Annotated in this window: 17 protein-coding genes, 2 pseudogenes and 2 riboswitches; of the genes and pseudogenes, 3 read left to right on the top strand and 16 right to left on the bottom strand. The window is 34.7% G+C overall.

Translation table 11 applies throughout. The annotated features are described in order from the left end of the window. Positions 1-12: 12 nt before the first annotated feature. The 10 genes from AZF08_RS24745 to AZF08_RS24700 form a co-directional block, all read right to left on the bottom strand. A complete protein-coding gene (locus tag AZF08_RS24745; protein ID WP_033675812.1) occupies positions 13-1,170 on the bottom strand; it encodes an acyl-CoA dehydrogenase family protein in 1,158 nt (385 codons plus the stop codon). 13 nt (positions 1,171-1,183) lie between these two features. Continuing rightward, on the bottom strand, positions 1,184-2,002 hold the full coding sequence (locus AZF08_RS24740) for a MetQ/NlpA family ABC transporter substrate-binding protein (RefSeq protein ID WP_033675814.1): 819 nt from the start codon (positions 2,000-2,002) through the stop codon (positions 1,184-1,186). Positions 2,003-2,062: 60 nt separating this feature from the next. Beyond that, a riboswitch (SAM riboswitch) is annotated at positions 2,063-2,152 on the bottom strand. A gap of 253 nt (positions 2,153-2,405) precedes the next feature. Continuing rightward, positions 2,406-3,035, bottom strand: a complete 630-nt coding sequence (locus tag AZF08_RS24735; protein WP_033675816.1) for a YdcF family protein — start codon at positions 3,033-3,035, stop codon at positions 2,406-2,408. A gap of 306 nt (positions 3,036-3,341) precedes the next feature. After that, positions 3,342-3,839, bottom strand: a complete 498-nt coding sequence (locus AZF08_RS24730; RefSeq protein ID WP_033675818.1) for a GNAT family N-acetyltransferase — start codon at positions 3,837-3,839, stop codon at positions 3,342-3,344. A gap of 9 nt (positions 3,840-3,848) precedes the next feature. After that, positions 3,849-4,427, bottom strand: a complete 579-nt coding sequence (locus AZF08_RS24725) for a GNAT family N-acetyltransferase (RefSeq protein WP_033675820.1) — start codon at positions 4,425-4,427, stop codon at positions 3,849-3,851. A gap of 151 nt (positions 4,428-4,578) precedes the next feature. After that, positions 4,579-5,907 carry a YjiH family protein gene (locus AZF08_RS24720; protein ID WP_033675822.1) on the bottom strand — a complete coding sequence of 443 codons (1,329 nt, stop codon included), beginning with the start codon at positions 5,905-5,907 and terminating at the stop codon, positions 4,579-4,581. Positions 5,908-6,097: 190 nt separating this feature from the next. Next, positions 6,098-7,111, bottom strand: a complete 1,014-nt coding sequence (locus AZF08_RS24715; RefSeq protein ID WP_407639510.1) for a phosphotransferase enzyme family protein — start codon at positions 7,109-7,111, stop codon at positions 6,098-6,100. Between the two features lie 41 nt (positions 7,112-7,152). Then, a complete protein-coding gene (locus AZF08_RS24710) occupies positions 7,153-7,959 on the bottom strand; it encodes a GNAT family N-acetyltransferase (protein WP_033675825.1) in 807 nt (268 codons plus the stop codon). A gap of 128 nt (positions 7,960-8,087) precedes the next feature. Beyond that, complete coding sequence (locus tag AZF08_RS24705) at positions 8,088-9,290, bottom strand: M20 family metallopeptidase (RefSeq protein ID WP_033675827.1); 1,203 nt, start codon at positions 9,288-9,290, stop codon at positions 8,088-8,090. A gap of 92 nt (positions 9,291-9,382) precedes the next feature. Then, positions 9,383-9,487, bottom strand: a riboswitch (SAM riboswitch). Between the two features lie 86 nt (positions 9,488-9,573). Continuing rightward, the gene (locus AZF08_RS24700; protein ID WP_033675829.1) at positions 9,574-11,883 is read right to left on the bottom strand and encodes an AAA domain-containing protein; all 2,310 of its coding nucleotides are present in this window, start codon (positions 11,881-11,883) and stop codon (positions 9,574-9,576) included. Positions 11,884-11,997: 114 nt separating this feature from the next. Here AZF08_RS24700 and AZF08_RS24695 point away from each other — a divergent pair, with 114 nt between their 5' ends. Further along, on the top strand, positions 11,998-12,390 hold the full coding sequence (locus AZF08_RS24695) for a VOC family protein (RefSeq protein WP_033675831.1): 393 nt from the start codon (positions 11,998-12,000) through the stop codon (positions 12,388-12,390). Between the two features lie 116 nt (positions 12,391-12,506). On the opposite strand, the gene cuyA is transcribed toward AZF08_RS24695, so the two are convergent. From cuyA to AZF08_RS24670, 5 genes and pseudogenes are all read right to left on the bottom strand, one after another. Then, positions 12,507-13,502 (bottom strand): D-cysteate sulfo-lyase, encoded by a 996-nt coding sequence (gene cuyA, locus AZF08_RS24690; protein ID WP_033675832.1) that lies wholly within the window; start codon positions 13,500-13,502, stop codon positions 12,507-12,509. A gap of 263 nt (positions 13,503-13,765) precedes the next feature. Further along, on the bottom strand, positions 13,766-14,113 hold the full coding sequence (locus tag AZF08_RS24685) for a DUF4260 domain-containing protein (RefSeq protein WP_033675833.1): 348 nt from the start codon (positions 14,111-14,113) through the stop codon (positions 13,766-13,768). A 335-nt stretch (positions 14,114-14,448) separates the two neighbouring features. Further along, positions 14,449-15,154, bottom strand: a pseudogene (locus AZF08_RS24680) (nucleotidyltransferase family protein). Between the two features lie 408 nt (positions 15,155-15,562). Further along, a complete protein-coding gene (locus AZF08_RS24675) occupies positions 15,563-16,234 on the bottom strand; it encodes an ABC transporter ATP-binding protein (RefSeq protein ID WP_033675835.1) in 672 nt (223 codons plus the stop codon). Next, positions 16,234-17,298 (bottom strand): ABC transporter permease, encoded by a 1,065-nt coding sequence (locus AZF08_RS24670; RefSeq protein WP_033675837.1) that lies wholly within the window; start codon positions 17,296-17,298, stop codon positions 16,234-16,236. Before AZF08_RS24670 ends, AZF08_RS24675 begins: the two co-directional genes overlap by 1 nt. 79 nt (positions 17,299-17,377) lie before the next feature. On the opposite strand from AZF08_RS24670, the pseudogene AZF08_RS24665 reads away from it, so the two are divergent. Next, positions 17,378-17,836, top strand: a pseudogene (locus tag AZF08_RS24665) (hypothetical protein); the annotation flags it as partial. A 32-nt stretch (positions 17,837-17,868) separates the two neighbouring features. Further along, complete coding sequence (locus AZF08_RS24660; RefSeq protein ID WP_051725826.1) at positions 17,869-19,191, top strand: MFS transporter; 1,323 nt, start codon at positions 17,869-17,871, stop codon at positions 19,189-19,191. Here the strand turns inward: AZF08_RS24660 and AZF08_RS24655 are convergent, their stop codons facing one another. Beyond that, positions 19,192-20,580 carry a sensor histidine kinase gene (locus AZF08_RS24655; protein WP_033675838.1) on the bottom strand — a complete coding sequence of 463 codons (1,389 nt, stop codon included), beginning with the start codon at positions 20,578-20,580 and terminating at the stop codon, positions 19,192-19,194.

Genomic DNA, 20,580 nt, shown 5'->3' with positions numbered 1-20,580 from the left:
TCCCACTCCTTTTTATAATGATTTAAAAGCATCGTCCGCTATTAATGAGAGCGTTACATCATCCATTGGAGGATTGTGCAGGCCTGCTCGAACATTCAAATAATAGCGATGTAATGGATTTTTTTCGGATAAGCTTTTTGCTCCTACGATTCGCATTGCTTTATCAACAACCACTATCGCTGCATTTGTTGCAATATATTTTGCCGCTGCTAATTCTGCTTGTAATGATTGTTTATCTTCTACCGCATCATATTTTTTGGCAACTTGATATAAAAATGTACGAGCTTGCAAGAGTTCTAGCTCTAACTCTCCTACTAGTCTTCTAACATTAGGAAGTAAGCTAATTGGGTGATTTAAGCTATTCGGTTGATATGACTTTGCAAAATCAATTGCATAGTTTCTTGCAGCCTGTGCAATCCCTAAATAACATGCTGGTATATGAAGTAACCACCCAATCCCTTTCGGTTTTGTCTGTGAACCTTTTCCTTTTATGTCGGTAAAATACTTATTAGAAATCTCCACATTTTGTAATAAAAGATCATGACTAGCAGTTCCACGCATCGCTACACTATCCCATGTCTCTTCAATGAGCACACCTTTCTCATGTCTCGGAATAACAAATTCCCCAATTTCTTCTCGTCCTTCAATGCTGGCTGATATGATGAAATAATCCAGTACTGGCGCCATCGTTGTAAAAGTCTTTCTTCCGTTTATGATCCATTTATCACCTTTTTGCACCGCTAACGTTTCCGGTTTTCCCCCTCGCGTAGGGCTCCCTGTGTTTCGCTCTGTTGCTGCGCGGTTAAAAAGAGCGCCTTTTTTTACCTCTTCACAAAACCAAGAGAACATCTCAGGTTTCCATGATCGATTTTCAGCAAGTTCTTTCACAATCCCAAGATGCCATCCAATCGATAAAGCTGTCGCTCCATCTCCCTCTGCAATCTTTTCTTGAAATAAAACAAAATCATATAAAGAAATTCCCTCCCCTCCAACATCTTTTGGAAGTGTTAATTTTGTATAACCAATATTCTGTAAATCTTTAATATTTTCAAACGGAAAAGAACCAAGCTCACTTAGCTGATATTCCCTTTCCGCAAACTTCGGAATTAATTCTTTTATCTTCTCTAATACGAGAAGTTGTTCTTCTGTTTCTACAAATGAGATTGTCATATCGATGTCTCCTTTACTTTAAGTAATCAGGTAATACAAAACCTTCAAATTGTTCTTCAGATTGAATCATCTTTTTAAACTCCGGTGAATGATATGCATCAATTAAATCTTTAACGAATGGTTTCTCTTTATCTTCATCGCGAACCGTAACAATGATTCGATGTTGTGCTGGTGTTTTTTCTAATTCAAGTGCTTCTTTTAATTTATGTCCAGATGAAATAACAAGGTTTCCATTAATAATGCCGTAATCTAAATCCTTCATCGCCCGTGGAATTTGCGGTGATTCAAGTGGTACAAGTTTGAAGTTTTTCTTTTTATACGTCACATCTTTTTCAGAAATCGTTAAAATATTTACTTGATCCTTTAACTTCACCCAACCGATTCCTTCTAAAATACGCAATGCGCGCTCTAAGTTGACTGGATCATTCGGCACCCCAATCTTCATTCCATCTTTCAAATCATCTAGTGATTTATGTTTTTCAGAATATACCCCTTGAGGTGCTGAAGGAACTTGAATTACCCCTTTAATTTTCGCATCATTTTCTTTTGCGTAAGATTCCATAAACGCGGTACTTTGAAATATATTTGCATCGATATCTTTATTGGTTAATGCTGGATTTGTTTCGTTTGGTGAATTAAACTCTACAACTTTAATTTTATACCCCTTCTTCTCTAAATACGGCTGTACTGCTTTTTTCACTTGATCACTATACGGACCAGGTGTAAATCCTAATCGAATTTCTTTTTGATCGCCCGCTGATGTCTGTGTACAACCAGTAATAACAAACAAACTGCATACAATACTTACAAATGTAAAAAATAAACGCTTCATCCCTTCTCCTCCTAATAAAAAAACAACCTTACATATAAGAAGGTTGTCATGTCTTTTTCCTTCTTATCTACTCGGAATTAGCACCTTTTCATTCTCTATTAGGTTGCTGAAGTTTCATTGGGCCGTTCCCTCCACTTCTCTCGATAAGATTATATTGGATTGTTTATCTTATTGTGTCACTATTCCGATGAAAATACAAGGTTTTTAATAAAGTTTTTTCTATAATTTGTAAACAAAAAAACTCATAACAAAGCTATCTATATAACTTAATACCTTCATAAAATATGCGATTAGGCGTAGTACAAAAAGAATAGATAAGGTAAAAATGCTCTACCTTACCTATCCTTCTACATAGAAAACTCTCCATTGTAAAACGCTTTAATGTTTATGTGATAAGCATTCTTTAATCACCTTTTAATGAACGTATTGGTAATGAAGTTACATACCCAATATATGAACATAACTCTTTAAAAAAGAAAGGAATTTCAGTATCCAATGTTTTATAAGCTGATGTTGGAGTTGGTGATGCATACGCATCAATACCAATATGTTTCGCGATTCTCATTGCTCGCTTCATATGAAGGGGATCGCTTACAATCGTGTATGTATGTATGCCATTATCAATACCAACTTGCTTCGCGTTCTTCAAATTATCTTCTGTAAAACGTGACTGTGTTTCAATTAAAATATCTTCGTCCTTTACATTATGTTTTAACGCATAAGCCCTCGCAGTCCGTGCCTCTTCAAGCTCTGCCTCAAACTTCGTACCACCTGTAAAAATAATTTTTTTAATATTCCCGTTCTTATACAAGGAGATAGCATGATTGATTCTTTCTCGGAATACTGGAGATGGTTTTCCGTTCCATGAAGCTGCTCCGAGTACAATCGCAGCATCTGTATCCACCTCATCTGTTTTAAATCGGTAACTCCAAATATCGTAAGCTGCATAACTTACAAATAGAATCATAGAGCTAATCATAAGCAAGAATACTTGCAAGACTCTTCTTTTTTTACTTTTCTTATTTTGTTTCATTTGTACTAGCCTCCGTGCATCATCCATACTTCTATGAAAATCAATATATTTTGAATCATTATATTTGAGTTTATTTGAAAGAAGGTATTTGCCTAATTATTTATATTTTAAAGGGTTCTCATTTAAATAGAGGATTATCAATTCATTTTTGTTTGCGTAATTCACAAATCTAATTACCATACAACTCCATTGTAACGAATTTTTTCACAGAAGGGAATGATGAAACAAAAGTATATGAAAGAAGTATTCATTTTGTAAGAAAAAGAGGCATATTTTCCTATTTTAAGGAAGTATACCTCTTCCAATTTACTTTACAAGCCAATATTTCATATGTTGTTCTTCAAGTACACATGTAAATCCTACTTTTTCTAGTACTCTACTGGAAGCAACATTACTTGTTAAACAGTCGGCTTTAATCGTTTGAACTTCTTCATTCTGTTGCAACCACTCGACGAAAGCTTTCGCGATTTCAGTTGCATAACCATTTCCTTGATACTTCGGCACAATGCTATATCCAATCTCTACTGTCCCAGTTGAATCAGGAGCACCTTTACACCCCATATCACCGATTATCATATTATCTTCCACATGAACGATGAGTCCACTCCATTTACTTTGCCTAGGACTTTTCCTTAAGCCTTCAGCAATCCACGGTAAAATATCTTTATAATCAGCCATAGGCCATTCTGAAGATACTTTGTATGGAATCATTTTTTTCAGTTCTTCTCCTCCTTTTATCGTCGCTTCTACCAGCTCTAATGTAAAAGGAATCATCTTTAGTCTCTTTGTTTCAATATTTGTCATGTGAACCTCCTATTTATATAAGTATATTTTCTGTAGTAACCGTTCCTTTACATCAGGCCATTCGCTTGCGATGATACTATATACAACCGCATCCCTTACATAACCACTCGGTAATTTTCTCTCATTTCGTAACACACCTTCTTTTACAGCACCAAGCCTTTCAATTGCGCGCTGTGCTTTCTCATTTCTCAAATCTGTCTTTATTTGCACACGGAGCATATATAATTCTTCAAAAGCATACTGCAATAACATGTATTTACATTCAGTATTTATACTCGTTCTTTGCACACTTGGATGATACCATGTTTGTCCCAGTTCAACTGTTTTATTTTCTTTTGATATACTGTACAAGCGTGTACTCCCGACGATTTCATTCGTCTTTTGATCTACCACGACAAACGGTAGTTCTGTTCCCTTTTCATACCCTTTTATTGCTGTTTGCACATATTCCTCCATATCTTGATAGTTGTCCATTTTAGATATTAAATACGTCCATATTTGTTTATTTCCTTCCACAATTGAAAATAGTTTTTCTACATCATTTGCATCCATTAATCGTAACATTGCTCTTTCGTTTGCTATTTCCATAAACAAATCCCCTTTTCTATGTATCTAGCTATAGAATAGCTGGAATTAAAAGTATTTTCAAAATATAAAGTTTTCATTTTCTTTCACTAAAAATTCCATAACAATATAAAAAGGACGCACTTTTATAACAGAAGCGAGTCCTCTTCATCCTTTAAAGCAAAACATATGCAATTGGTGTAACAATCACCAATGTTAAAATTGTTCTTTGGATATACAAAATAATGAGTTCCGAAACTTTTAATGGGATATCTGTAGATAGAATGCATGGAATCGACGCTGAGAAAAATAAAATGGAAGATACAGAGACCACCGCAATTACAAATTTAGTAACGAGCGGTGCACTAACGACAAGTAATGATGGTAAAAACATTTCAGCAATTCCAACCGATGCTGCTTTTGCAGCGAGCTCCGCTTCCGGAAGCTGTATGATCCACGTAAACGGATAAAAAATATAACTAATCCAATCAAATACCGGTGTATACTTCGCTAGCAAAATACCGATTAGACCAACTGACATAATAGATGGTAAAATACCCATCGTCATAATAAATCCGTCTTTTAAGTTTACTAAAATGTTCTTCGTCACACTTGGTGCAGATTTAGATACTTCTAATGCATCTTCCCAAGCACGTTCTAACATCTTTTCTTTATAAACCGGTTCTGGAAAACCTTCTTTCGTAATATATGTATCTGGTTTTGTTCGGAGTGGTGGGATTCTTACGGTGATAGCGGTTACAATAAACGTAACAACAAGTGTGATCCAGAAATATAAATTCCATAAGTGCATAATATTTAACGTTTTTGCGATGATGATCATAAATGTTGCTGAAACGGTGGAAAAACCTGTCGCAATAATTGCAGCCTCTTTTATTGTATACTTCCCCTCTTTATACACACGGTTCGTAATTAATAAGGCTAAAGAATAACTTCCAACAAAGGAAGCAACTACATCAATTGCTGATCGTCCTGGCGTTTTCCATAGTGGTCTCATAATTGGTCTACAAAAGGTACCAATAAACTCTAATAGTCCATAACCAACTAATAATGCTAGAAATGCTGATCCAATCGGGACAAGTAAACTCACCGACATAACTAGCTTCTCATAAAGAAATGGTCCAACATCTGGAGCGTAAAACCACGCAGGTCCTATTTTAAAACAATATAGTGCTCCAAATACAACACCCATTACTTTTAAGAATGAAAAACAAATATCTACAATAGATGCATTCCATTTCTTTGTATAAAACGGATAAATGGCGCCAATTGTCATAACAAGTAAAGCGTAGTATGGTACAACGGACGGAACTCCTGCTCTAATCCAAGATACAATATGGTCGATCATGATAGATGAAGCACCATTGATCGTAACGGGGACGAAAAACATAAAAATACCAATCATACTAGCAAGAACAAAACGAAGAATAATTCGCTTCTCCTGCTTTTGTTTTACTAGTTCATTCTCTAATTCGACTTGATTCAATTTTCTACACCTCCAGTTATCTGAATATTCTATACAAATAGTTCACATTCCTCTTTTTTATTTGGGGGCGCAGAAAAGTTTGTCCTATTTCATCGAACAAACTAAATCTTTCTTTTCAATTACAAGTACATTTAAGCTGAGTGATATATATCACTCATTGCCTTTCTAATTTGATAACCTTCAATCGTGTTTAGATGCATCCTGCTCGTCCCCTTTCTAATAAAGCATATAAATGTTCTCCTCTTAATTTATACACTCTTACATGTTCGCTCAGTAATCTTTCACAAATTTCCCCTTCTATTATTTCAAGTGTCTTTTTAACAAAATTCCAATTCAAGCAACCAGATAACCATAATAATGAGGATAACCTATCGTAACCAGTTGAATCTAGAAAATCACTTGAACCATATCCCTTCAAAAATGCTTGCGCAACTTTAGGACAAACTTCATGTGAATCTATCCCTTTTGTTCGAGAATACCATTTTATAAGCCAAACTATCCCTTCTATTCGGTCTCCATAACCAATTGATTCAAAATCTACAATCCCTTTCACTTTACGCTTGGAATTCCATATGATATTAAGCGGATTTAAGTCAGATTGCATAATAAAATTCAAATTGTTCGAATGCGCTTTATCTATATGATATTCCGCTAATTCTAGATAACTTTGTAACTCATTATTGCACTCAATATTTTGTTGGGGCACCTTATTACGAAGTATTTTTATAAATTCTCTATATCCAACCAAATGAGATTTTTTTGTAAACATCGTACTTTGAAAACCACTCGAAATATCATGAAACTTTCTCGCTTCTCTTCCGAACTCCTCTGCTATTTGTTCATCACAATATGTAATATGGCTACCTTCCATCCATTCTGATAGTACAAATCGATATATTTCACGGTTCCATGTAAAAATTATAAACGTTTCATTATCGATAGACTTCTTAATTTGCATAAAAGGAATACCATGTTCTCTTATATAATAAGTAAACTCTATTTGTTCTCTTAATTGTTCGTTTGTCAAATCCCCAAAGGCAGGATTTGCTGTTCGATTTTCACCTATAAACCTGGCAGAATATCGCTTTCCATTCACCATAATTTTATAATGTAAATCTTTATTCCAACTGCCTTCATGTAAGCTTTCTTCTATTTTTAATGTATGGACATCTTTAAAATAATACACCAATGCCTTTCTTATCATTTGTTCCACGCTATCTCTCCTTTACATAAGTATGATTTACATCAAATAAACTCGAAGCTGTATTCACCACAAAAGACAAATCCTATTCTTTCATATAAGGATCTAGCTTTCAAATTTTCAGAGCTTGTTTGAAGTATTGGCGTTTTCCCTTTTTCCAAGCATGACTGAACTAAACCAATTAGTAGCTGTCTCCCATATCCTTGTCCTCGAAATTCAGATTGTATATAAATCGTAGTCAATTCAATATGGTTTCTCGTCATACTACCATACCGTCCCATTCCAATTGGTACATTATTTTCTATAATGAAATACAACCCTTTCTTTATATCACCTTCTATTTTTTCTTTTTTCACAATTTCATTTTGCAATTCTTCATTATCAAGTTGAAAAAAATCTATATAAAATTTCCGAATATAATACATGTCCTCCTCGTTTATTTGTGCCTTTCTAATACCATTACTTTGAGGTACTAACGGTGAATTATCATTGTATACAAAGCACAAATCTGCATGTATTTCTCTTTCGATACGTAAGTATGACAAGACTTCTCTAATCTCATCCTTTTTACCAGCCAACAATAACGTCCCATACTTTAAGCTCCTCAGTTGATTTGCAATTATTTGAAGTTCATCTCTTTTGCGTACCCAAAAAGTTGTAAATAATGAATTCCCCTCATTATTTATATTAAGAATACTGTTGATCACTCCCCGTTCCCTTTGAATATAACAGCGTTTTAAGTAATTACTTTCTATATGCTCAATTAAAACAGTATAAAATATCTCTTCTTCATACAAAACTTGTAATAGTTCCTTTTTTTCATCGCCTTTTAAGTCCTGAATCAAAATCATACTTTCCCCTCCATACATTCTCTTTTTATTACCTCTTCCATCCACATCAAAAAAGGTTTAGAGATTTCTCCAAACCTTTTTTGATGTGGATGGAATTTCAAAAGATTTCTTCTACAATATGGATCACATTACTGATTTCGCTGCGCTTCTCTAAATTCCTCCTTAATTTGACTTAGCGTTCCTTCTTCTGTAATTAATCGATATGCTGCATACGCTAATGCTTTTGCCGATGTAAGTAACGCTTTGTCTCCAAGTTCAGAACGTGCAGCTTCTCTAAATTCATTCGTATGTGCAATTAAATTATCCGGACCAATTTTGATATACGGATGAATCGTTGGTACGACTTGACTTACATTCCCTGCATCTGTCGAACCAATGCCAAATCGTTCTTTTCGATTTACATCTTCACCAAGGAATTCTAATTCCTCAGCAACCACATCATTAAATGTCTTCGTCACTAATAATTCATCAATTTCATTTTGGAACTGATTAATTTTTACTGTCGCTCCTGTCGCTAGTGCCGCTCCTTTTGCGATATTTCGTATTTTTTCTGTTACTTCCGCACATCTCGTACGTGTTGCTGCGCGAATGAAGAAACGTGCTGATGCATAATCTGGAATAATATTTGGTGCCTTCCCCCCTTCTGTAATTACACCATGAATTTTTACATCTGCCGGAAGTTGTTGACGAAGCGCATTGATTCCATTGTACAGCTGAATAATCGCATCTAATGCATTAATACCTTCTTCTGGTGAAGCAGCTGCATGTGCAGATTTCCCATAAAAATGAAAATCAAGTGGATCTACTGCTAGTGACGGACTTGTCGTTGCCGTTTTCCCGCTTGGATGAATCATAAGTGCTGCATCGATGTTATTAAATAAACCTGCTTTCACATAACTTGCTTTTGCACTTCCATTTTGTCCACCTTCTTCTGCCGGTGTTCCAAACACAACAATTTCACCACCAATTTCTTCAATCGTTTCCGCTAATGCAATCGCTGCTGCGACGCTAATTGTCCCGATTAAATTATGACCACATGCATGACCTAAACCTGGGAGCGCGTCATACTCCGCTAAAAAGGCAATTGCTGGTCCTTGTTTCCCTGAACTTTTTCGTGCGATAAATCCTGTTTCATGTCCTGCTATATTATGCTGCAACTGAAACCCTGCACTCCCTAACAGTAAACTTAATGCTCTAGATGCAAAGAATTCTTGGTTGCCGATTTCAGGGTTCGCATGAATATCATGACTTGTTTTTACATACTTTTCTTTATTTCTTTCTATGCTTTCAGTAATGATATTACGATGTGACGTTACTTGTGTTGTTCCCATTTCCCCATTCCTCCTTTAAATTTACACATAAAAAAGCCTCTTTCTACAAGATAGAAAGAGGCTTGAACATACAGATTCAAAAATAGCCTTCTTTCTTATCTTTCAAGTCTTTCGCTTGCTGGAATTGGCACAGTATTCATACAGAATCCGCTGCCGAGGTTTCATAGGGCCAGTCCCTCTACCTCTCGTGATAAGAAAATCGTTTTTATTTTCATAAAATTATATTAAATTATTTTTATTCTAGTTTTATTCCGACTAAATGTCAAGGAATTCCGATCTGATTTTAACGAATATCTAGAAAACCTTTTAAAACGCCAATTGTTTCAGGCGCCTGTAATCTCGCGCATATATACGGGAATTCTGGACTCCCTTCAAACATCATTTGCGATGTTAACGGAGCGCCAACCCAAAAGATTTCATCATCAATTACTAAAAATGGCAATGATTTATTTTGCCTTTGTATTCTCACATTTTTTAATGGGATTGGTCCATCACTATAGATTGTTACTTGCGCTGACGTACGCATTAATGCCTGCCATACTCTTTTATCTATCTGCCTTGTACTTGGAAGCGAAATAATAATTTTTTGTTTTGCTGATAGAATATCTTTTAATAATCCTTTTGGTTCTTCCAAATTCATTTGCATATACCATCGCAAACGTTTTGTAATCTTTCGTTCTACCAATGGACGCGATGTTGTACGGTCATATACATTGCCATGCCTTTCTAAATGAGCGGTTAACCCAGATAACGCTTGTTTTCTAGAAAGATTTTTCCGCATATACTGACAGTCCGACAACTGAATAAACTTCCCTCTCGCTCTTGTTACCGCAACGTTTACAAGACGATGGTTCTTATGATCAAAGAATAATACACCAGGACGCTCCTGCGGATAACTATCTACTGTATCAAATATCATCATATCTCGCTCAGATCCCTGAAATTTATGAACTGTTGCTGCTAGAACAGGTGTATTTCGATACTTTGTTTTTTGCAACAATTCTCTTATACAAGTTGATATAAAACGTGACTGCGCACGATATGGTGTTACAACTCCAATCGATTGCACCCCATCTAATAATCCAATCAAAGTCATTTGCATCGCAATTAACCCTGACATGATATTAAAACGAGAACCAGAAGCCGCATCTTTTAAAGAATAGGCTCCCATTAAACTTGTATCAAACAAGACAGTCGCTTCATTCGCAAACGGCTGTAATTTCGCTAATTCTTGTCGTACTGAAACAGAAGGATGATCAAATACTCTATTTTTGTAAATAAATGAGTTTGTAAATTTAGATATATCCGCATGCATACGTCTTTGTTCCTGCAGCATAAATAAATTTGGATGTGTCTCGCACTTGTTTACAGACTCGACAATTCCTGCATGATAAAACATATCTTCCCCTAGCCACTTTCTAACAAGCTCATGGTTTGCCATCGCAATTGGCGGCAATTGTAAAAAGTCTCCACACACAACAATTCTTTTTCCAAGAGAAGCCGCTAAAGCAATTTGAGGCACATATGCCATACTTACTTCATCCACAACGATTAAATCAAATGTCCGTTCATAAATAAGAGAATCAATTGCACACTTTGATAACGTTGCCCCTATTACTTGTGCATTTTCAATATATTCTCTTTCTACTTCTTTAATCTTCGCTCTTTGTTTCCTGAGATCCCCTTCAATTTCTTGCATACGCTTTTTATCAGAAGCAGTTGCTTTATAAGATAAGATTTTTTGGCGCAAATCTTGGCGCATTTCTTCTAAATAAAGCTTCTCTTCGCCCCATGAACCATTCGTTGTTTCCACTAATCTAGAAGCTAACAACGTTTCATGATTACGTATATGTTCATGTTGACTAAATCCATAACGGATAATTTCTCCTGGTGTCCACTTTTTTTTCTTTTCAATTTGCTTTGTTACTTCACTCATTAATACATCCACTGCTGCATTACTATGAGCAAGTACAAGTACTGATTTTCCTTTTTGATAATGAGCCGAAATAATGCGTGATAAATTATAAGACTTTCCTGTTCCAGGCGGTCCCCAAACGTATGTTGTTGGATTATAAAAAGAACGGTATGCAAGTTCATTCTTCGGATTCTTCATCTTATCAATATGTTTTGGCGTACTCTTTCCATCTATAAGACGTTTTATTCGCTGACGCTTTTGTTTCTCTTTTCGGGCTTCTTTCAAACGCTCTTGCAATTGTTCTAATAACTGCCATGGTTCACTATATAAAATCGCTTCTCTTATTTCGCCTTGTATATAATCATTTAATTTCAATTCAATTTCTAATCCATGTACAGATAGCACTTCTCCCGTTGCTTCCTCACCATCAAATTCTATTCGAATCGGTGTACCCTCTGGTAAGCTCACTTCAGAAATAAGCTGAAATACATATACCGTACTTTCATAATCTGTATATAAAAAACGGCCATTTATAATAGATAACTTACTGCCGCCTATCGTTTTCCAATGTTTAATTTCATATGCTAACGCTTGATGCCACTCTTTCATTGTTTCCGTTAATGAAGGAGTTTGCGAAGTTGTGTTCATATAATAGTCTCCTTCCTTCTCTCCAAACATACTTTCTCACTATATCATAGAACATGATAAAATTTGTAAGGTTTTTATCTTGCTTATTTTCTTAATTTTCAATATTATGATACATATGAAATTTATGGAAAGAAGGAACTTATAATGCCAGTAAGAAGAATTGAACACATTGGGCTCATGGTAGAAAATCTAGAAACTTCTATTTCATTTTACGAAGAAATCGTTGGACTAAAACTCATAAAACGTATGGGACATCCGAATCCAAATTTAAAACTCGCTTTTTTAGGTATAGAAGAATCAAAAGAAACAATTATCGAATTAATTGAAGGTTATAACCCTTCTCTTCCAGCAGAAGGAAAAGTACATCATATTTGCTTCAAAGTGGATTCACTAGAAGATGAGATCGAAAGACTAAAGAAATTACAGGTAACTTTTTTATTAACAGGAGAAATTGAAACATTACCTGATGGAACACGTTATATTTTCTTCGCTGGTCCTGACCGGGAATGGGTGGAGTTTTTTGAGACGGAGCGATGAAGTGAATTTTTCATTTCCAAGATAAAAAATCAGCACCGAATACCTCGGTGCTGATTTTTACCAATACTATTTTCATCATCTTTTCTTTGTGTTCATCTTAATGAAAAGATTAAACCTTAAGAAAAGAGAGATGTATTGGCATATAACGCCGGTGAACCACCTGAATGTACAAATAGAATGTTGTCATCTTTCTTAAATGTACCTTTTCGAATTAGATCGATAAGTCCAGCTGCTGCTTTACCAGTATATACAGGATCAAGTAAAATCCCTTCTGTTTTTGCTAATAGTTGAACAGCTTCCACCATTTCAGGTGTAGGTAAAGCATATCCTGGCCCGACATATTCATCGAAACAATCCACTGCCTCACGAGGAATAAAGTTTGGGATACCAACGTGTGCTGACGTTTCTTTCACAAGCTGAAATACTTTTTCTTCCTGTTCTGCTTTTCCGCGGCTTACATTAATTCCAATAACCGGTATACCGCTTTGGTTCCCATAAAACCCAGTCACTAGACCAGAATGCATGCCCCCACTACCACTTACACAAACGACTGCATTGAAATCAATTCCTTGTTCAAATGATTGGGCCATAATTTCCTGCGCACATGCAATGTATCCCATTGCCCCAGTAGGGTTGGATCCTCCAACTGGAATAACATACGGTGTATGCCCTTTTTCTGTTACTTCTTTTGCTACTTTGTGCATTTCATCCATAAGATCTGTTCCGTTTGGTACAACAATAACGTTCTCAGCGCCTAGTAAGTGATATAAAAAATAGTTTCCATTAAAATCCGGCTTAGAATCTTCTTCAAGTCCCTCTTCTAGTACAAGGATACACTTCATTTTCTCTTTTACTGCTGCTGCTAACGTTAAACGACAATGATTAGATTGAATACCTCCGCATGTAATTAACGTATCTGCACCTTTCGCTTGTGCATCCGCCACAAGAAACTCTAATTTTCTTGTCTTATTTCCACCAGCTGTTAAACCTAGTAAATCATCTCGTTTAAAATAAATAGAAGGCCCTCCAAGGACTTCAGAAAAATGATTTAATTTTTCAATTGGCGTATATGATTCTGTGTATTTCTTTCTAGGAAATTTTGCTAAATTCATATTAACTCTCCTTCTATGCTCTCTATCCAAGATTAACATATGTAATTAATATACCCATCAGACATTATCTATTTACTGATAACAGCTCTTATACCTTCAATCAGGACAGTCATCAATAACTAAATAACCCAAACAAATTTTTATTCCGAATTATTTTCCGGAAACATTTCTCAGTATACTTGATTCTTCGTGGTAAAGCGACTCTTAAACAATAAAAAGAGCTTTATCCATTGATGAAGCTCTTTTTATATAGACTATATTATTCATAACTTTTGGATATGTATATCTTTAAAACCCGTTTGATATTTAAGACCATACCCTAACAGACGATCCATTCCAATATGAGCCGTCCAGATTAAACCAATCATAAGGGGAACATCTGATTTTAGAAAGACACCTATTAAAATAAGAAATATCGATACTATGTAAGTATGAAACAGGTTATAAACCTGTGCTCCAATACGATTATTAATAAGATATGCTAGCATTGAAACATCAGGTACGAAAAGCAACAAGACAAAAGTTAACCAGCTAAACTCATATAACACATAAATATAAATAGTCGCTATTAAGACAATAAGCCCTTCGAGATATATGATTTTTTTCTCCATCTTTTCTTTTCCCCTCCTATTATCAAAATAACAGAATAATAAAATTATTATAACATCTATTCTTAAAATAAAGTTAAACTTTAATTAATGGGGGGTCTTCTCCACACTGATTATTAGCCCTCACGAATCGGGATTTTATGGGCAGTTAATCTCCCACCTAACTTCTTTGCTTTTGCTGAATCTTGAGGCGGCCCCGTTAATGCGGGATAGATGTAGAAAAGCACAGGTGTTATATTATCAAGTTCTAAATAAAGGACATAACATATTTTATATGACTAATATGTTATGCCCTTTATTATTAAACTAACGCATCCGTTAGTTTAATAATAGGTAGTTTATTTATGCTCTAAGTTTAATAAAACCCACTGAATAATTATAATTGCTGAATTAATACGTTTAGTCGTGTTACCTAAAAACACTTTATTAAGCAAATCATCCAAATTAGTCAACCTATTAGATAATGCTTTAATATGTACCAAAACAGACCCAGCTGGAGGAATTGGCTTGTTATTTATAGCCCATATACCTTCTAACATTACCCAGGTGGATGTATTAACTATATATGAGGCTTTTAATTCCTCATTTACTTTCAAAGCAGCATTAATCTTAATAAGTGAACTATTTAACCAATGAGAAATGCCTTTTATTTTATTATCAGAAATACAGTAATTTTTATATTTATATTGGGCTATTTCCATTAATTTCTTCAAGAACTTCTTATTATCATAATAAAATTTCACCTTCTAAAAAAGAGTATATTTCCATTGGATTGTTATTAAAGTTTAATTGCACTTGATTAAAGTCTGCATATTTATATTCAATTAAAATATTATCTCGAATTTCAGAATAAAACTTTTTATTTTTCCCATTTTCTAAAAGAATATATAAATCTAAATCGGAGTCAGGATAAGCATCTCCTCTTGCAACAGAACCAATAAGCATTAACCCAATAATTTCATCCTTAGACGAACAATCATTTAGGATTGTTCGGACTAGCTTTTTATGATGTTCATATTTAATGAATGAAAGGTTTTCTATCATTTTTATCCTCCGAACTATTTTTGATTATTTAGTAGTTGTTTGAGAATAGAAAGTGTTTTCCTTCTCTTGTTTTTGAACTATCCAGCTTCGTTAGTTGAAGTATTTACCTGTTATTAGTGAATCTTCATTTGATATTATTCTCTAAAAGAAACTCTTGTAATCTTATTACACTTCACTTCTAAAATCATTCTCTATCCCTCCCGCCATGGGCTATGCCCTCCACCCATGACCGAATATAGTTTAATATATATATATATATATATATATATATATTAAACTATATTCTCAACATCTAAATAACAAATATAATATGTATAAAAAAAGAGGATAGATGCTCATATATTGAACATAATATCCTCTTATTAGTATAGTCTATTTAAAATCCCCCTGTGCTTTTTTTTATCATATTTATACTAATTTCCCATCTCTAAGCGTCAATATACGATCACATACATCAAGCATTCTCTCATCATGCGTAATCATAATCGCTGCTTTTTGACTTTCTTTTACTTCTCGTTTCATCATTTCGACAACTTCACGTCCACGTTTAGAATCAAGGCTTGCAGTTGGTTCATCCGCTAATATTAAATCTGGATTGTTCATGAAAGCACGGGCGATTGCAACCCTTTGCCTTTCCCCACCAGATAACTGATTTGGATAGTGATTTTTCCTCTGAGATAACCCAAATGCTGCTAATAAGTGATCCACACGCTTTTCAGATTCTTTTCGGTCTTCTTTCTTTAACTTTGCAATATACAGTAATTGTTCTTTTACATTTAAATAGGGAACAAGATTTGCAAACTGAAAAATGAATCCAACCTTTTTTAAACGAATATCTGTCATTTCCTTTTCTGATAAATGGGTAATATTTTGTTCACGGATGTAAATGTTTCCCTTTGACGGTGATAATAATGCACCAGCAATCGATAATAAAGTACTCTTCCCTGATCCAGAAGGACCAACAATGCCGATAAATTCTCCCGCCTTCACATCAAGTGAAATCGGATGAAGGGCAGTTACTTCCGTATTTCCTTCTCCATACACTTTACTTACTTCCTCTAATTTTAATAATGAAGTCATTACATGCCACCTCCAATTGCTTCTAGTGCATCAACTTTTAATACTTGATATAAGGAAATAAGTGTTCCTAGTATACTAATGACAATAAAGATTCCTGCATATTGGCCAATCATTGTCGTCGTTAATAAGAATGGCATACTCTCTGGTAAAACTCTTTGTAAACCTTGTACTAACACAATGCTTATAACCATTGCGACAACAGATAAGAATAATGCTTGCACAACTAAACTATTTGCTAAATACGAATTTTTTGTTCCAATTGCTTTTAATACGCCTAATTGCTGCGTTTTTTGTAATGTAATGACGTAGAAGAACACACCAATTAATAAAGCAGCAATCACAAGCAAGAACGCAATAATCATTGTTAACGTTCCTTGTTCTTCTTTATATCCTGGAATACTTTGAAGAACTTCTTTTTTCTCTATGACATGTGCATTTTTCACTTCTTTATCAGTGCGAAGTGCGATTGCGCTATAATCCTTTTGATTTGGCTGCGCAATTTCTCCCCATACATCTTGGTTAACGTAGACGACAGGTGTATGACTAAACATTTGATCTTTCGTAAATCCAACGATTTTAAATTCTTTTTTAGAAACTGGATCGATAATTGTATCTCCAATGTCTATCCCTTTTTCTTTCATTGATTCGTCAGCAACCATTTCATCTTGTGCTGTTCCTAATGCATTCCCTTTCACAATCTTTGGTTCCAAGAACGTATCATGTTCGCTTGCAAAAATTGCAATATCAACCTTTTTTGAACTATCCTTCTTCTCATACGTTGCAACTTTCACATGGAATGGTACGGCATCTTTTGCATCCACTTGCCCTACTACATCATCCACATCCTCTTTCTTCATTTGTGAACGAAGTAATTTATTCTCCGCATCATTTGCTAATACAAATTTTGTTGCATCCATATTTTGAATTGATGATGCATTATCATACGATAAGCCATTTGCTAATCCAGAAATCACAAGGACTAAAAATGATAATAAAATCATGATAAGTCCGATTAATCCATATCTTAATTTTGATTGTTTTAATTCACGCAGAGCTAAAAACATTTCGCTCGCTCCCTCCTATTTCTTTCTATGCCCTAATCTTAAAAAAGAAATATGAACGGAATATGAACAGAACATTACAGAAAAAAATGGAATTGTTCAAAAATTTTATCAATCTGTAGCAAGAGGATTTACTCCTGCTGCAGAATTGCTCCCCCATCTAGATGTTGTAAGTGAATCATCTAGACAAATCTTCCTGCAAATGGCTGAAAGAACAAAAAGTCATATTCTCGCTGCACCAGAAGAGGCCTTTACACTTCAACAAGCAAGTGAAGATCCGTCTGATTGGAATTACGTTTCATCTATGTGGGAATTTTCCGCTACGCCAGAGCAATTTCAGATATGGATAAAAAAATTCTATAAACTGATGGGAGAATTACACGAAATAACAGAAGGTGCAGACGAAAATCCAAATAGTAAATCCTATTACATTTCAACTACTGCCCTACAAATTGATGAACCCGCTATGCAGCGCTTTATAGAAAAAGAAGAAAAAAATCGTAACACGATTTTTTTTATGATAACAGTCAATTTTTTTTGACTGATTAAATTTATTCTAAAGGAGTGGAGAAAATGGACATATTAAAAAACCGAAATTTTTTACTGTTATTTTTAGGGAGAATCTTAACGAACATTGGAGATAGCTTATATTACGTAGCAGCAATGTGGCTCGTATATAAACTAGGCAGCAATGCCTTTTATTCAGGACTAGCAGGATTTGTTACATTACTTCCTTCTGCATTTCAATTTCTTACTGGGCCATTCGTTGATAGGTGGTCAATAAAAAACACCCTCATCATTACACAAGTTTTGCAATGTATTTTAATCCTAATCATCCCTATTACATACCACTTCGACATGTTAACCATCCAACTTGTACTCATCATTATGCCTATCGTATCCTTTATTGAACAATTCACATATCCCGCACAAACAAAGGCTTTACCTCTTCTATTGAATAAAACACAATTATTAAAAGGAAATTCTCTTTTCTCATTTGCCTATCAAGGAATAGATTTACTATGTAATACAATTTCAGGAATCTTAGTAGCAGTGTTAGGTGCTATCACTTTATACATGATAGACTCTTTCACGTTCGCCATTACTGCACTTTTATTCAGTTTATTAAAAATCCCAGTCCATAAAAAAAATAGTGAGGAATCTACTTTCGAACGAAGTAATTCGCTATCAATCAAACAATATTTTTCAGATTTAGCAGAAGGATTTTCAATTGTTTTTCGTTCTTTAATGGTTATTTTTTTAATTGGTTCTATCGTAGCAAATTTTGCTATCGGTATGACAATGGCGATTTTGCCCTCCTTTTCAGATACTTTAGGCGGAGTAAAGTTGTATGGATTCTTTCTAGCTGCAATATCTGCTGGCTCTTTCATCGGGGCGTTATTGGGATCTTGGTTTGGAAAATTTAAAGTTGGTTATGTAGCTATTATTAGCTTTACTGCTGGAGCTTTCTTCTGGTTCTTATCTGCCTGGATACCATTTAAGTGGATGGCGATTTGTTTATTCGGTTTAGCCTGGATACCGATTGGTGCGATCAACGTATTATTTGCAACTATTAGTCAGCTCGTAATACCTAATAGATTTCTTGGAAGAATTAATTCAGTCACACGTAGCATAAGTACAATTGCCATGCCATTCGGCTCTTTAATCGGAGGATATGCAGCCACTCTTGTTAGCAGTCAAATTATCTTTGCATGTGCTAGCATTGGAATCCTTTTTATTTCGATGTTGTGGCTCCTTCATCCAAAGTTACGTTCATTACCAAAAGCAAATAGCATAACTTCAGAAACATTTCAGTTGTATTTTAAAGAGGAGCGTAGAAAAGAAGACAAATTCCTTGTTATGAATTTGCCTTCTTTTTTCATCTATTTTATTTAATCATTCTATTGAATCATACGGTAATGAAATTCGAATCGTCGTACCCTCCCCTTTCCTACTCTCCACCGAAATGTTCCCGTGATGTAATTCAACAATTTTCTTCACAATAGATAACCCTAAGCCACTTCCTTCCACATTACGAGACCTTGCTGTATCCACCTTATAAAATCTATCGAAAATCCGATCCACTTCTTCTTGTCCCATACCGATTCCACTGTCCGAAATAGAAATCATTACGCCAGTTTCTAATTCCCTTGCAGCAAATGCAATATTTCCACCACTATCTGTAAACTTAATACTATTTGTAAATATATTTGTCCACACTTGATGAAGTAAATTCTCATCACCTGTTATAGATATGTTAGGAACGTCAAATTCAACTGCTATGTCTTTTTCACGCCATTTCCACTCCAGCATAAAAATGGCATCTTTCATTTGTTTTTGCAAATCAAATTCTTTTATTTGAAGAACTTTTTCCTCTTTATCTAGAGAGGCAAGCGTAAGTAACTGTTTGCACAAACTAGACATTCGCTTACTTTCACCCTCAATAATTTGCAAATAATGTTTTCTCTCATCTTCTGTCATCTTCTCTGACTGTAATGTTTTCGAAAAACCTTGAATCGAAGATAGTGGAGATTGAAACTCATGAGAAACATTAGAAACGAACTCTTGTCTCATTTGATCTAACTCTTTTATACTTTTTGTCATTTTTTTGAAACTAGTAGATAATATCCCGATTTCATCTTTTCGTCTTTCTTCTAATTCAATATCGTATTCACCATTTGCAATTTTTTGAGTGGCCTTTGTAAATGTCTGAATCGGACGAACAATATAACGCGCCGCAATCGCAATAAAAATGATACTTAATCCGATGATAAAACCAAGTAATACCGCTAAGAAAATTCTCATCTCACCGAATTGTTGCTGAATATCAGGACGAATAAATAAAGCATATTGTTTATCCCCATTTCGCACCGGAACCCCTACACTATTGATTAATTCATTATCAAAAAATCCAGTTATAAAAAGACGGGTTGGATAGGTAGAAACACCATTGTATGTTTTCCCTTGCAATACTTCTTCAATTATACCATCGCTAATTTTCGTATTACGAAAGGCATTTCCAATACGTTTCCCATGTCTTTGATCATCTACTACATAAATCTCATAGCCTAATTTCGCAATGGAATGTAAATATGCCTCTCTATTTTCCTCGTTCTGTTTTTCATATAAGTGCTTTACTTCATCCGCATAACTTAAAATCTTTTCACTATTATACGGCTTTAACTTCACCTGATAATACACATTTGTCAGCAAAAATCCAATTACACTACTAAGCAACATAATTCCAATTGAGACTAGTACAAACCTAGAATATAATGACTTCAT

The sequence above is a fragment of the Bacillus gaemokensis genome, from assembly GCF_001590835.1.
Taxonomy (GTDB): Bacteria; Bacillota; Bacilli; order Bacillales; family Bacillaceae_G; genus Bacillus_A; species Bacillus_A gaemokensis.
The sequence above is the reverse complement of the archived record's forward strand: the minus strand, read 5'-3'. Positions and strand labels throughout refer to the sequence as shown.

Bases quoted from the DNA above. Each gene is read 5' to 3' on its own strand.
- AZF08_RS24705 (WP_033675827.1), bottom strand. From the start codon at position 9,290: ATGGGAACAACACAAGTAACGTCACATCGTAATATCATTACTGAAAGC.
- AZF08_RS24695 (WP_033675831.1), top strand. From the start codon at position 11,998: ATGCCAGTAAGAAGAATTGAACACATTGGGCTCATGGTAGAAAATCTA.
- AZF08_RS24740 (WP_033675814.1), bottom strand. From the start codon at position 2,002: ATGAAGCGTTTATTTTTTACATTTGTAAGTATTGTATGCAGTTTGTTT.
- AZF08_RS24685 (WP_033675833.1), bottom strand. From the start codon at position 14,113: ATGGAGAAAAAAATCATATATCTCGAAGGGCTTATTGTCTTAATAGCG.
- AZF08_RS24670 (WP_033675837.1), bottom strand. From the start codon at position 17,298: ATGTTTTTAGCTCTGCGTGAATTAAAACAATCAAAATTAAGATATGGA.
- AZF08_RS24655 (WP_033675838.1), bottom strand. From the start codon at position 20,580: ATGAAGTCATTATATTCTAGGTTTGTACTAGTCTCAATTGGAATTATG.
- AZF08_RS24730 (WP_033675818.1), bottom strand. From the start codon at position 3,839: ATGACAAATATTGAAACAAAGAGACTAAAGATGATTCCTTTTACATTA.
- AZF08_RS24735 (WP_033675816.1), bottom strand. From the start codon at position 3,035: ATGAAACAAAATAAGAAAAGTAAAAAAAGAAGAGTCTTGCAAGTATTC.
- AZF08_RS24745 (WP_033675812.1), bottom strand. From the start codon at position 1,170: ATGACAATCTCATTTGTAGAAACAGAAGAACAACTTCTCGTATTAGAG.
- AZF08_RS24660 (WP_051725826.1), top strand. From the start codon at position 17,869: ATGGACATATTAAAAAACCGAAATTTTTTACTGTTATTTTTAGGGAGA.
- AZF08_RS24675 (WP_033675835.1), bottom strand. From the start codon at position 16,234: ATGACTTCATTATTAAAATTAGAGGAAGTAAGTAAAGTGTATGGAGAA.
- AZF08_RS24710 (WP_033675825.1), bottom strand. From the start codon at position 7,959: ATGATTTTGATTCAGGACTTAAAAGGCGATGAAAAAAAGGAACTATTA.
- AZF08_RS24700 (WP_033675829.1), bottom strand. From the start codon at position 11,883: ATGTTTGGAGAGAAGGAAGGAGACTATTATATGAACACAACTTCGCAA.
- AZF08_RS24715 (WP_407639510.1), bottom strand. From the start codon at position 7,111: ATGATAAGAAAGGCATTGGTGTATTATTTTAAAGATGTCCATACATTA.
- cuyA (WP_033675832.1), bottom strand. From the start codon at position 13,502: ATGAATTTAGCAAAATTTCCTAGAAAGAAATACACAGAATCATATACG.
- AZF08_RS24725 (WP_033675820.1), bottom strand. From the start codon at position 4,427: ATGGAAATAGCAAACGAAAGAGCAATGTTACGATTAATGGATGCAAAT.